This is a genomic window from Spirosoma migulaei, assembly GCF_054776855.1.
This window is the reverse complement of record NZ_BAAHBG010000010.1, coordinates 523,010-535,760: the sequence shown is the minus strand read 5'-3', so window position 1 is coordinate 535,760 and position 12,751 is coordinate 523,010. Positions and strand designations below refer to the sequence as shown.

10 protein-coding genes are annotated in these 12,751 nt (G+C 48.5%); 7 read left to right on the top strand and 3 right to left on the bottom strand.

Annotation, left to right across the window (positions count from 1 at the left end; genetic code table 11):
- Positions 1-128: 128 nt before the first annotated feature.
- The 4 genes from ACYVGO_RS12815 (at position 129) to galU (ending at position 3,210) form a co-directional block, all read left to right on the top strand.
- A complete protein-coding gene (locus tag ACYVGO_RS12815; RefSeq protein ID WP_142771190.1) occupies positions 129-518 on the top strand; it encodes a helix-turn-helix transcriptional regulator in 390 nt (129 codons plus the stop codon).
- 101 nt (positions 519-619) lie between these two features.
- Positions 620-1,105, top strand: coding sequence for a hypothetical protein (locus ACYVGO_RS12810; protein WP_142771191.1), 486 nt, complete (start codon positions 620-622; stop codon positions 1,103-1,105).
- A 171-nt stretch (positions 1,106-1,276) separates the two neighbouring features.
- Complete coding sequence (locus ACYVGO_RS12805; RefSeq protein ID WP_142771192.1) at positions 1,277-2,272, top strand: mevalonate kinase family protein; 996 nt, start codon at positions 1,277-1,279, stop codon at positions 2,270-2,272.
- A gap of 71 nt (positions 2,273-2,343) precedes the next feature.
- Positions 2,344-3,210: a UTP--glucose-1-phosphate uridylyltransferase GalU gene (gene galU, locus ACYVGO_RS12800; protein WP_460969605.1), complete on the top strand. Its 867-nt coding sequence runs from the start codon at positions 2,344-2,346 to the stop codon at positions 3,208-3,210.
- A 54-nt stretch (positions 3,211-3,264) separates the two neighbouring features.
- Here the strand turns inward: galU and ACYVGO_RS12795 are convergent, their stop codons facing one another.
- Positions 3,265-5,757: a CotH kinase family protein gene (locus ACYVGO_RS12795; protein ID WP_460969604.1), complete on the bottom strand. Its 2,493-nt coding sequence runs from the start codon at positions 5,755-5,757 to the stop codon at positions 3,265-3,267.
- Between the two features lie 550 nt (positions 5,758-6,307).
- Between ACYVGO_RS12795 and ACYVGO_RS12790 the strand changes: the two genes are divergently transcribed.
- Positions 6,308-7,840 (top strand): sulfatase family protein, encoded by a 1,533-nt coding sequence (locus ACYVGO_RS12790; protein ID WP_460969603.1) that lies wholly within the window; start codon positions 6,308-6,310, stop codon positions 7,838-7,840.
- A 91-nt stretch (positions 7,841-7,931) separates the two neighbouring features.
- On the opposite strand, the gene aspS is transcribed toward ACYVGO_RS12790, so the two are convergent.
- On the bottom strand, positions 7,932-9,701 hold the full coding sequence (gene aspS / locus ACYVGO_RS12785; protein WP_460969602.1) for an aspartate--tRNA ligase: 1,770 nt from the start codon (positions 9,699-9,701) through the stop codon (positions 7,932-7,934).
- Positions 9,702-10,032: 331 nt separating this feature from the next.
- On the opposite strand from aspS, the gene ACYVGO_RS12780 reads away from it, so the two are divergent.
- Entirely contained in the window at positions 10,033-10,407 is a 375-nt protein-coding gene (locus tag ACYVGO_RS12780) for an endonuclease domain-containing protein (RefSeq protein ID WP_460969601.1), read from the top strand.
- A 231-nt stretch (positions 10,408-10,638) separates the two neighbouring features.
- Here the strand turns inward: ACYVGO_RS12780 and ACYVGO_RS12775 are convergent, their stop codons facing one another.
- Positions 10,639-12,108 (bottom strand): amidohydrolase, encoded by a 1,470-nt coding sequence (locus tag ACYVGO_RS12775; RefSeq protein ID WP_460969600.1) that lies wholly within the window; start codon positions 12,106-12,108, stop codon positions 10,639-10,641.
- Between the two features lie 394 nt (positions 12,109-12,502).
- Between ACYVGO_RS12775 and ACYVGO_RS12770 the strand changes: the two genes are divergently transcribed.
- Entirely contained in the window at positions 12,503-12,748 is a 246-nt protein-coding gene (locus ACYVGO_RS12770) for a hypothetical protein (RefSeq protein ID WP_460969599.1), read from the top strand.
- Positions 12,749-12,751: the final 3 nt, after the last annotated feature.

The window sequence follows — 12,751 nt, the reverse complement described above, 5'->3', positions numbered from 1 at the left end:
CACAAAGCCATTTCCTAGGATATTTGCCAATATATTTACTCAGTTTTGTGTAATTTTAGCGCGGAGCAGGGCGCACGGGGCGAAGTAGTCTCCCTGCGCCCTGCTCCGCGCTCCGATCACCCCCGCCTATGACAATTCACCTGCGCCTTCAGGAATTAATTGACTCGCTCAATATTAGTGTGCTGGAATTTGCCCGCCAGCTTGGTGAACACCGGGGCGAAAAAGTATACCATATCTTGCACGGTCGGCTGAAGCCCCGCTACGATACACTCGAAAAAATATTAGTGGCCTATCCGCAGGTCAATGGCGACTGGCTATTACGGGGAGAAGGGCTAATGTTTAAGACACTCAATTCGCCATCGGCAGCCATCACAACCGAGGAGCGATTGCGTAATGTAGAGTTCCTTTTGTTTCAACTCAACGAGCGGGTTGCCCTTCTTCAACAAACCAATGATCAACTGCTGGAAGAGATAAAAGGGAGGAGGGAGGAAGGGGAGGAGAGGGAGAAAGGGGAGTGACCGTTTAATTCCTCCCTCTCTTTCCTTTCCTCCTTCCTCCCCCTCTCATTCAAAAACAACCCACAGCCATTTCCGGTTATAGTAAAAAAACACTTAACGCTATGGCAACTACGTCACCATTCGATCCGGAAAAAATAGATCCTGAGTACTATTCAAAAGACCCTAACCAACACGGTACCTCCGATTTTGGTCATGAATCAGAAGGGGTTGGCACCAACGCTTATAAAGACTCTACATCCGGTATGGATATGGATAGCGAAAATATGCACCTGACGCACGATAGTCGTGAAGCCAATCTAGACGGTAGCCGACCTATTGATGCTCAGCCTGCCAGTCTGGGTGGCAATCAGGAATGGGACGTTGATGCGGACGCTATTTCTGAAGTTCCTAAAGGGCGGATGATGAGCGACGAGGCTGCTAAGACCTTAAGCGAAGTGGCTGAAAACCCCTCTGATGATGCCCTTCTGCACCGCGCCGATGCAACCTACTTAGAAGAGGGGGATGATCCAAATAAAGGCTACGACCCCCATCATGTAGGGTATAGCGGAAAAGATAAAACGGATGTGGAGAAAAACGAGGTAGACTAAAGAGGGATACTACGTTAATCTAACCTATGGATGGAAGAGCGATTGGGAAACCCCTGATCGCTTTTTTATTGATTGTATGGCTAAGTTGGACTACTTTATGCTGAATATTCTTTCGTAAACTTGCCGTTTAATTGTTAGCTAAGCCTGCGGATACAGAATCCGCCTTTTATTTTGCTCATCGAAACCCGTGCCTACGCCCGAGCTGGGATGCTCGGCAATCCGTCAGACGGATTTTTTGGTAAGACAATCGCCATTACCGTTCGTAATTTTGGCGCGTCCGTAACGCTTTATCCATCCCCCGAACTGCACATTGAACCGCAGCCTCAGGATACCAATGTATTCAGAAGCCTGTATCACCTTCGTGATTCTGTAAGTACGCTTGGTTATCATGGTGGCGTACCCTTGTTGAAGGCAGCCATCAAGAAGTTCGCAGAATATTGCGAAACCGAACAAATTCGACTTCGGAACCAGAATTTCTCGATTCGCTACAACACATCCATTCCACGTCAGGTTGGTTTGTCAGGTTCCAGTGCCATTATTGTGGCTACGTTCAGGGCTCTTATGCAATTCTACGGCGTTGAGATTCCGCAACCTATACTCCCGAATCTGGTGCTGGCTACCGAAGCCGAAGAGTTAGGCATTACGGCTGGCTTACAGGATCGTGTTATTCAATGCTATGAGGGCTGTGTGTATATGGATTTCGATCGGACTACCATGGAACGCCAGGGGTATGGCCAATATGAACCGATAGACCCACGTTTGCTGCCCAAACTCTACATTGCGTATAATACCGATCTGGGAAAACAGTCGGGGCAGGTGCATAATGATGTTCGGGCACGATGGCTCAAAGGTGATGTTACTGTGATTGAAACGATGAACTCGATTGCTGATGTAGCCCGACAGGGACGCGAAGCGCTGCTCAAGCAGGACATCAGTGGCGTAAATGAGCTTGTCAATCGTAACTTCGACCTTCGTTCCCAGATTTATAACATCAGCGATCGTAACCGAAAAATGATTGAAACGGCTCGCTCCTGTGGGGCATCGGCTTCGTTTACAGGTTCAGGCGGCTCCATTATTGGCCTCTACCGAGATGATGCCATGCTGAACCGCCTTTTCGTTGAATTGAAAAAAATCAATGCCCGTGTTATTAAGCCTTATGTAGTTTAGCGCGGAGCACGGGGCATGGTGCGCAGAATTTCCCCTGCTCCCTGCACCGCGCCCCCTGCCCTTACAAAATCATGATCAAAAAAGCCGTTATTCCTGCTGCCGGATTTGGAACCCGGTTTCTGCCTGCCACCAAGGCTCAACCTAAAGAAATGCTGCCCATTATTGACCGCCCCACCATTCAGTATGTGGTGCAGGAGGCCGTTGATTCGGGTATCGAAGATATTCTGATTATTACGGGAAAAGGCAAACGGGCGATCGAGGATCACTTCGACCGAAATCACGAACTTGAAACCCGGCTTGAAGAAAAAGAAGATCAGTTATTGCTGGATGAGATGCGCCGACTCTCCGATATGGCCAACCTGCACTACGTTCGCCAACGCGAACTCAATGGTCTGGGCGATGCCATTCGATATGCTCGTCATCATGTTGGAAATGAACCATTTGCGGTGTTACTTGGCGATACAATCATGGACTCGGTGATTCCCGTAACCCAGCAATTGATTGATACATACGCTCAATATGGCTGCTCGGTAATTGCTGTTGAAGAAGTTCCCCACGACAAGGTAAACCGCTATGGTATTGTTGGCGGCAAGTCATTAAGTGATCGGATTTGGGAACTGAATACATTGGTTGAGAAACCTAATATTCAGGATGCTCCGTCGAACTTAGCCATTGCGGGTCGGTACATTTTAACGCCCGAAATCTTTTCCATGCTGGAACAAACACCAGCTGGCAAAAACAATGAAATCCAGTTAACTGATGCCATGTTGTTGTTACTTAAACGCGAAAACCTCTACGCACATCGCATTGAAGGAAAGCGGCATGATATTGGAAATAAACTCGATTTCCTGAAAACAACGGTTGAATTTGCCCTGAAACGACCTGAATTTGCCGATAAGTTTCGGGCTTTTCTGGAAGAGATTCTCCGAAAAGAATAAAGGATCAACATAGAGAAGGGCCCCATCGTGATAGGGCCCTTCTCTATGTTGATCCTAATTGTTACTAACTCGAAGACTTAAAATGGCTTCATCGTCCTCGCCATTTATGTAGCCGTTGTTCGGTGTAGAATCAGAGTCGTTGGGGGTTGCACTCGCTATTTGTGCCTTGAGGGTTCCGGTAGTTGTGGGTTGGATCGATAAAATGAGTGTTCCCGAACTATTGGCCGGAATAGCGCTAATGGTACCTGATACGGTTTGACCATTGATGGTTAAAGCAGCTGTATTCGTCACTTGCCAGCCATCTGGTAATAGCATTTGTACGGTTATGTTGCTGGCTGCAGCACCCCCTCGATTACTGACCGTAAGGCTAACACTCAGTAAATGAGTGGGATTAATCACCAGATTATCGCTACTTATTGCTAAACTCAAATCTGTTTTGGCAGGATCAGGCAGTGGCTGGTTACTCTGTACGGGTGGTAATGGAGTCTGATTGGGATTGGGCGAAACGCTGATTTGACCATTGGTATCGCGTGTTCGAAGATCAACTAGGGCTTCGTCATCCTGCCCGTCACCGGTGCCCGAGTTGGGCTGACTGTCGGGGTCAGTTCGGCTACTGGATTTTATTTGAGCTGCGTTTATAAAGCTACCGTTGTTCGTTACGGTAAGATTATAACTAAAATGAGCCGTTTGACCCGCGGCTAAACTGTCTGTGGTTATGGTAATGACATCGTTATTCTGCGTTATGGTTGATAACGAACTCCCTACAAAAGCTAACCCGGCAGGCAATCGATCTTCGATCTGAATCGAGTGGGCTGTTTTAGGGCCCGCGTTAGAAAGAGCTAAATCCAGGCTAACAGTATCGCCAATAGCCACTACCCGTTGATTACTGGACAGTGCAAGTGATAAATCGGCCAGTGCTGGTAAGACTGTAACAAGGGCTGTTCCAGAGCTTGTACCTGTGCCACAGCCATTTTTTACAAATTGAATAAGGTAAGGCGTCGTTTGGGTTGGCGTTACGGTTACAATGGCAGTACTGCTTGTTGCTGTTCCGCTTTGGCCCGTTGACAGTGTATAGGTCCATGGAGATGCATTGGTAAATGTTAGGGTTAGCGGAGCCGATTGTCCCTCTTCAATAGGAGCTGACTGAGTGGTACTTAGTGTAGCAGTCGGAGTCCCGCTAAATCCACAGATTGAATTGTCCATCCAGTCCAGGCGATTCGTCAGCCAGGTTTTTAGGTAGTCGATTTCATTTTGTAGTGTAGCTCCGTTATAGGAAGGGGAATCGTTCCAGGTAGAAACGCCAATGATTGGCCATTTCTGGAAGTTACGACTAAAGGCTCCCTGGTTCAACAACGCATACTGTGCATCAATGAAGGCCATCAGCGTAGGCGTACTCCAGACAGTTTGGCGCAATTTTTGATACCTCGAGACAAAGTTTGTACCAAAGGCAGGGCAGGCCAACAACTTTCCCCACCAGAAAGGTACTGGAAAGGAAGGATCCCCCGGAGCTGTATAGCGCCAGCCCTGATAACTCTGTGCATTGCCATCAAAAGCACTCGTCAGAAACCCAAACGCCAGATTAAAGTCCCAGACAGGGCCAGCGGATAATTTCCCTCCTTTGCTATTCCGTTCTTTCGCCAAATACGTGCTAAAGCGGTACGCATCGGCATTGCTCGATAGTTCCTCAACCAACATATAATCAACGAATGTGCTATCGGCTATATAGCTGTTGTAGCCCGAGCAGTATGAACTGCTGGACATCATTGTTTCGAAGGAGTTAATGTATGTTTTAATGTAGGTAAATTGTTGTGAAACAATATTGGCGTCGTTTGGGTAATCGGTCATCCAGTAATGTTTTTGAGTTCCACCTGGGCTGGAATAAGCTGATTGCCATTGATGGGTTGGATCAAAATTGCCACAGGCTTTATCGATCTTAACAACATAACCGCCGGTAATGGAGTTGCTACCTAAGTCGGTCGGGTCCAGCTTGTTAATATTTATTCGTCCGGGATCACGTTTGACTTTCTCTTCGAAGATGAAGATGCCCTGATAACTGCCATTAATGATGACTTCTACATATTTTGTGCGCGATGCATAACGTCCCGATACGTTGGCCATATGATAGGCTACTACATCCCGCATGAAGGTCTTGTCAATGTAAGAAGGGTTGAGTACCCAGTCACTTTCTTCGGGAAAGCCAAATAGAGGCACATCAATGGAGGTTGTAACGGCGGTTGTTGATCGTAGTTCAATACCTAATGGTTTCTTGGGATAATTTTGGCTGCTACAGCCGCGGTATTCAACCTTTATTTTCCCATTGTATTCGTTCGCAGGATCGGTAACGTTATTAATACCACTGGCATTATTGATGATGGTCATACTGCACACGATACCCGGCTCATCGGTAATTGTTCCCCCCTCTGTGTTGATAATGACAATAGGCAAATTCGTCGTTGTCAGCGTTTGCGCGTGTGTAGTTCGGACGATCCCCAGGTAACTAATTAATGTGACGATACATAGCCAGCTCGATAGAATGTTGCAGTTCATGATGAAATAAAATTATGTTTGTGGATAGAAATAATAGATCCGCCATCGTAAATAGGGTACTTTTTTAATTACTTTACTTAAGCAAAAATCATGCTAATTCAGTATAATTGTAAGTATCTAATTAAGTTCTAAGATTTATTAATAGACTAAAAATATAATTATTAAACATAATTTTATAATAATTATCATATAGATTGTATCTCTGTTAAGACATAGTTCCTGCGGGATTGGCGCTCTAATTTGTTGAAGTTTGCCAGGTTAGATAGAAAAGCATCGGGTAGACCAAGTTTCAATATGATGTACACAACTGGGAGAAAACACCGCTTTTAGTAGGGTGGCTTGGAAGTTAATGATATTGGTGCTATTTGCGGGAATGGTACCCAGATCGGTACTCAACACACCATCAACTAGGCTGACACCTGGTGTATTTTGGTGGATATTGAACCATAATCGGTGTCTGTTCTGCGCAGATTTGACTAGAGTTCATGGACATGAGCTAGCTAAGATGCTCCGAAAACACTAGTATTGAGACCGAATTCCCCTAGCTATTATGAATTATACGTTTGGCTCTTGGGTAACGGGTTCTCTACTTGCGCTTTCGCTGCTTTCGCAGCTACTAAACGAGCCTGCGCGTCAACACGATGCTTATGGGCTGGAATCGAAAGGGAATAAAAAACAAGCTGATAGTCGCCCGAATATTGTGCTGATCGTTTCCGATGATCACGGCCGAGAAGCTCTTGGCTGTTACGAAGAAAAGGGAGCTCCCAAACCAACCATCCGGACACCGAACATTGACCAATTAGCAGCCGATGGAGTCCGATTTTCGAATGCTTTCTGTACTACGGCTAGTTGTAGCCCCAGCCGGTCGGTGTTGCTGACGGGCCTCCATAATCATGCCAATGGTATGTATGGACTGGAGCATCAGGTGCATCATTTCAGTTCGTTCGATACGGTGCGGTCGCTGCCCGTGTTGTTGGAGCAGGCGGGGTACCGAACCGCACGCATTGGAAAATTACACGTAGCGCCTGAGCAAGTTTATCATTTCCAGCACGTACTTGGGGCCGGTGGCGTCAATGACCCGGCGTCAATTGGACGAAGTCCGGTAGAGATGGCCCGTAAATGCTATTCGTTTCTGGAGGAAAAGTCAGACCGCCCGTTCTTTCTGTATTTCGCGACCGATGATCCGCACCGTAGCAATACCGTGGCTCCTGATGGAACACCTATTTTCGATGGCTCGAAACCGAATCTGTTTGGAAACAAACCTGGTGGGTATCCGCAGGTAGGCGACCATTTTTACCAGCCCCGTGACGTTCGGGTGCCGTCGTATATATCGGATACCAAAGCCAGCCGGGCCGAACTGGCGCAGTATTACGAGGCCGTCAGCCGGTTGGATCAGGGTGTTGGTCGTTTGATTGCGTACCTGAAAGATACGGGCCAGTACGACAATACGCTGATTGTTTACCTGTCAGACAATGGCGCTCCATTTCCCGGTTCGAAAACAAATCTGTATGAGCCGGGCATGCACCTGCCCTTGATCGTGAAACTACCAAAGCCGAAAAAGCCCGGCTTTGTGCAGAATGCCATGATTTCGTGGGTCGATATAACGCCAACGCTCCTGGACTTTGCCGGAGTTGAAACGGGCAAAGCACCGAAACAGGGCCGTTCGTTTAAGACTATTATTGAGCAGGAAGGCGTGGCTGGTTGGGATGAAGTCTACGCATCACACTCGCTGCATGAGATCACCATGTATTACCCGATGCGGGTCGTGCGCGAACGACGCTATAAATTAATTTTCAACATCGCCCACGCATTGCCGTACCCAATGGCCCTTGATCTGTATAACTCGTTTACCTGGCAGGACATCCTTAAAACAAAGCAAAAGCTATATGGCAAACGAACGGTAGACGCTTACCTGCACCGCCCGCGCTTTGAACTATATGACCTTGAAACCGACCCTGACGAGATCCACAATCTGGCCAGTAACCCGCGGTATCGGGACGTATTGACCCGAATGCAGGTCAAGTTGAAGCGATTCCAGCAACAAACTCACGACCCGTGGGTGAGCAAGTGGGAGCTTGAGTAATCTCATATCAAATAGATTTAACCACAGAGGCACAGAGATCACAGAGCATAAAACTCCGTGATCTCTGTGCCTCTGTGGTTAATAAACCCCTTTACTTCGCTACCGTCGCGATTTTTAATTCGTTCAATTGCGCCTGGCTGATGACCGAAGGTGAATCGATCATGACATCGCGACCGGAGTTGTTTTTCGGGAAGGCAATGAAATCGCGGATGGAATCGGCACCACCGAAGAGCGAACACAGCCGGTCGAAGCCGAACGCGATACCACCGTGCGGGGGCGCGCCAAACTCGAAGGCATCCATCAGGAACCCAAACTGCGCTTTGGCTTCTTCGTCCGAGAAACCCAGAATGCTGAACATCCGGGCCTGCAAATCGCGGTTGAAAATCCGGATTGAACCACCGCCAACTTCAGTACCGTTGATAACCAAGTCGTAGGCATTCGCCCGTACCGATCCTAAATCGCTATCTAAGAGCGGAATGTCTTCGGGCTTGGGTGAGGTGAAGGGGTGGTGCATCGCAAACCAGCGTTGCTCTTCTTCGCCATACTCGAGTAAGGGGAAGTCGAGTACCCACAGCGTGCTGAATACGTTCGGATCACGCAGGCCCAGACGGGTACCCATTTCCAGGCGTAGCTCATTGAGTTGCTTACGCGCTTTAGCGCATTCGCCCGAAATGATCAGCATCAAATCGCCCGGTTTGGCACCGAAATGAACTGCCCATGCTTTCAAATCCGCTTCCGAATAGAACTTATCGACCGAGGATTTCAGCGTTCCATCTTCATTATAGCGAACATAAATCAGGCCTTTGGCACCAATTTGCGGGCGCTTGATCCAATCGGTCAGTTCGTCCAATTGCTTCCGGGTATAGTGCGCGCAACCGGGGGCGTTAATACCGACAACCAATTCTGCTGAATCGAATACGCCGAAACCTTTGCCCGAGGTCATATCGACCGTATCGAAGGTGCCTTTAAGTTCCACGAACTGCATACCGAAACGCGTATCGGGCTTGTCGGAGCCGTAGAACTTCATCGCATCGGCGTAGGTCATGCGGGGTACTGTGGCCATATCGATGCCCTTCACGGCTTTAAATAAATGCCGTACCAGCCCCTCGAACATATTCAGAATATCTTCCTGCTCCACAAACGACATCTCGCAATCGATTTGGGTAAACTCAGGCTGACGGTCGGCACGAAGGTCTTCATCGCGGAAGCACTTCACAATCTGATAATACCGGTCAAATCCCGATACCATCAGCAGTTGCTTGAACGTCTGGGGTGATTGGGGCAGTGCGTAAAATTCGCCCGGATTCATGCGGCTGGGTACCACAAAGTCACGTGCGCCTTCGGGTGTCGATTTGATCAGAACCGGTGTTTCTACCTCAATGAAATCCTGGCCATCCATGTACACCCGCGTTTGCTGGGCCATGCGGTGGCGCAGTTCCAGGCTCTTCCGAACGGGATTCCGGCGAAGGTCAAGGTAACGGTATTTCATGCGAAGATCGTCGCCCCCGTCGGTGGTATCTTCGATCAGGAAGGGTGGCAACTTGGCCGGGTTCAATACCTCCAGCGACGTTACTTTCAGCTCAACCTCGCCGGTTGGGATATTCGGATTTTTGGATTTCCGTTCAATAACTGTCCCGGTAGCTTGCAGGACAAATTCGCGGCCCAGGGAGCGGGCAATGGTGAACAGTTCAGGCGCAGTCTGACCATCTTCGAGCAGAAGCTGCGTAATACCATAGCGGTCGCGGAGGTCGATCCACAGAACACCGCCTTTATCGCGGATGGTCTGCACCCAGCCAGCCAGTGTAGCCGTTTGATTATCGTTAGAAAGGCGGAGTTCCCCGCAAGTGTGCGTTCGGAGCATGTTTAATGAGCGAATTAGTGAATGAGCGAATGAGTGAATAGCTGGCGCAAGTGTTATTCGCTCATTCACTAATCCGCTCATTGCGAACTTGCCGCAAAGGTACGGACTCCGACCGCAAAGGGCAAGGTAATCTCTATAACATACAATTGCTTCTTATCTTTAAAAATCAGCTAAAAGCTCAGGCTTTAAACCCCTAAATCCCCTGAAGGGGACTTTGTCTACCAGTGAGCAAAGTCCCCTTCAGGGGATTTAGGGGTTTTTAAGGACCAAAAGTGACCAATTATAGGCAACTACGTATAGATAATCCTGTGCGTGTAACAATTGAATATAAATGGTCACTGACATGTTTTATGGGGCTTCGCCCCAACTCTTTGAGAATGCTAAAAAACTACGGGAAGCAATGACGCCTGCTGAGCTCCAACTTTGGGAGGGTTTGCGAGCAAATAAGCTAAAAGGATTTCGTTTTAAAGCGCAACATCCTCTTTCATATTTCATCGCCGATTTTTATTGTCACGCTGCCAAATTAGTTATTGAACTTGATGGAGACGTACATAATTCTATTGATCAGCAGGAATACGATCTAAACCGAACTTCTGTTCTCAACGAATTTGGTATTACAGTGATTCGTTTTCGAAATGAAGAAGTTATGTGGAACTTGGACGTAGTATTAAGTAAAATTGCTGAGTTCCTATCAAGCGTGAACTAGTTTCTATCTCTAAATTCCCTGAAGGTCAGGCCTGTTAAGTTCTCATTAAAAGGAGGCTTCTTGATTGACCGCTCCGACCCCCACCCCCCTGAAGGGGGATCCGTCCAAGGGAGAATTAAGCCCCCTTCGGGGGGGTGGGGGTAAAACTTAACAGCTCTGAGCTCTGCCCTGAAGGGGACTTTGCTCACTGGTAGACAGAGTCCCCCTTCAGGGGATTTAGAGGTATTGAGGCTATTTCCGGTAATCCAATGCTGGTTTCCGATCGCCGAGCAGTGCCTCGTATTTGAAGTCGGGGCCAATTTTCTTTACCCATTCTTCTCGCGCTTTCTCGATGAGCGTTGGCGTTTTGTACAGATCCAGGGCAGTCATGGCCAGTGTTTTGGCGGCTACGATCATGCCTTTCTGCCCAATAGTCATACCACTGGCGGCTGTCGATTGCCAGCTATGGGCCGATGAACCCGGTACCCAGGTTGCCGTCGACAGACCAACGGTGGGTACAGCCCAGCTTACATCGCCCACGTCGGTAGAGCCACCGCTGGTTGCGCTTTCGGAGGCATCGCGGAAATCTTTCACTTTGGCCGCATTTTCGATGGGCACTTTCTGCTCACCGAAGGTCTCGCTGATTTTTTTAGCGAAGGCTGTTTCTTCGGGCGTATAGTTCACCCCGCCAACCGTTTGCAGATTCTGGTGCATCACCTCGGCCAGGGTTACGTTGGGCAAGATATCATACACCCCCCCCAGAACTTCCCAGGTTACCTGCGTTCCGGTTCCTTTAGCAGCACCTTCGGCTGCATTTTCAATCCGTTTCCAGACGCTTTGTACCACCGCCCGATCTTTGTTCCGAACGTAGTAATACACTTCGGCATTGGCGGGAACTACGTTTGGTGCTTCGCCCCCTTTGGTGATGACGTAGTGAATACGGGTATCGGATGGAATGTGCTCACGCATCATGTTGACCATATAGTCCATCGCTTCAACGCCGTCCAGCGCCGACCGACCCCGTTCGGGCGAGGCAGCCGCGTGAGCAGCGATCCCCTTAAAGCGGAACTTTGCGTTTTTGTTGGCTAACGATGTTCCCGCATCGGCGGCATTCTGAGCGCCGGGGTGCCAGTGCAAAACAACGTCCACATCCTTAAATAGCCCTTCACGAACCATATATACCTTGGCCGAACCGCCTTCTTCGGCGGGGCAACCATAAATTTTGATCGTTCCGGCGTGCCCTGATTTTTTGAGCCAGTCTTTCACCTGTACCGCAGCTGCCATCGACGCCGTACCGAAGAGATTGTGTCCGCAACCGTGGCCACCTTTCTGACCCGCGATTGGGGTAAATTCGGGCTTGGCTTCGGTAGCCAGACCAGGTAGGGCATCATACTCACCCAGAATCCCGATAACGGGTTTGCCTGATCCATAAGTGGCTACAAAGGCGGTGGGAATACCGGCCACGCCCGTTTGCACGTCGAAGCCTTCTTTCTTTAGTTGCTCTTCCAGCAGGGCCGAACTCTTCTCTTCCTGATAACCCAGTTCGGCGAAATTCCAGATCTGCTTCGAGATACCGGCGTACTCCTGAAATCGACTATCCAGGTTGGTAATGATGGTTTTCTTGTCTGGGTCGACGGCGGGAGTTACGGCTTTCTTTGCTTTCGGTTGGGCAACCGCGAGCATGGGCGTTAGTAAGATAATTGTGAGGAATTGTTTTTTCATGAGATTGTATTCTGGTAATTGGCTTGTAAGCCGATAAAAATACGGCAAAAAGAGGAGTTCGACAATCCTGTCGATGCAATGTTATATTTACTCAAATAATAATACTCTGATACGATGCCCTCTCGGTTTGACCAATCTTAATCAGGATAGTATAAACAGCAAAAGCGCGTCACTCTCCCGAATGACGCGCCCTTACTACACACTTAAAACTTATCGGCCCGGTAGGGATATTGGTTGAAAATCAGGTTGACGGCTTCCCGGACTTTGCCTTTCTGACAATCCAGTCTGTTTGTAGACGTTAGACCCGAAACTTTTTACCGAAACAGGCTAATGGCCGATCCGCACAAAGCAAGTGGAAATTTCGTTATCTTGCCGACAGCTAATATAAACAACCATGAACATTTCTGTTGATTTAGAGCAGCTTATAAACGAAGGTATTAAAGGGCTACCCGAAGCGTATCTGAGCGAGGTGGCTGATTTTGTTGTGTTCGTTCGGCGTAAGGCTATGGAGCAGAAACCGTATGATGTGGAGGGTATTCGGCAGGAGTTGAGTTTGCTGGATGCTCGTGAACGTCAGCATCTGGACGATGAATTTGAACGATTTGACCAGCAGTTTCCCAAAGAACGAATCAGTATGTAAGTG

Bases quoted from the DNA above. Each gene is read 5' to 3' on its own strand.
- ACYVGO_RS12815 (WP_142771190.1), top strand. From the start codon at position 129: ATGACAATTCACCTGCGCCTTCAGGAATTAATTGACTCGCTCAATATT.
- ACYVGO_RS12810 (WP_142771191.1), top strand. From the start codon at position 620: ATGGCAACTACGTCACCATTCGATCCGGAAAAAATAGATCCTGAGTAC.
- galU (WP_460969605.1), top strand. From the start codon at position 2,344: ATGATCAAAAAAGCCGTTATTCCTGCTGCCGGATTTGGAACCCGGTTT.
- ACYVGO_RS12795 (WP_460969604.1), bottom strand. From the start codon at position 5,757: ATGAACTGCAACATTCTATCGAGCTGGCTATGTATCGTCACATTAATT.
- ACYVGO_RS12790 (WP_460969603.1), top strand. From the start codon at position 6,308: ATGAATTATACGTTTGGCTCTTGGGTAACGGGTTCTCTACTTGCGCTT.
- aspS (WP_460969602.1), bottom strand. From the start codon at position 9,701: ATGCTCCGAACGCACACTTGCGGGGAACTCCGCCTTTCTAACGATAAT.
- ACYVGO_RS12780 (WP_460969601.1), top strand. From the start codon at position 10,033: ATGGTCACTGACATGTTTTATGGGGCTTCGCCCCAACTCTTTGAGAAT.
- ACYVGO_RS12775 (WP_460969600.1), bottom strand. From the start codon at position 12,108: ATGAAAAAACAATTCCTCACAATTATCTTACTAACGCCCATGCTCGCG.
- ACYVGO_RS12770 (WP_460969599.1), top strand. From the start codon at position 12,503: ATGAACATTTCTGTTGATTTAGAGCAGCTTATAAACGAAGGTATTAAA.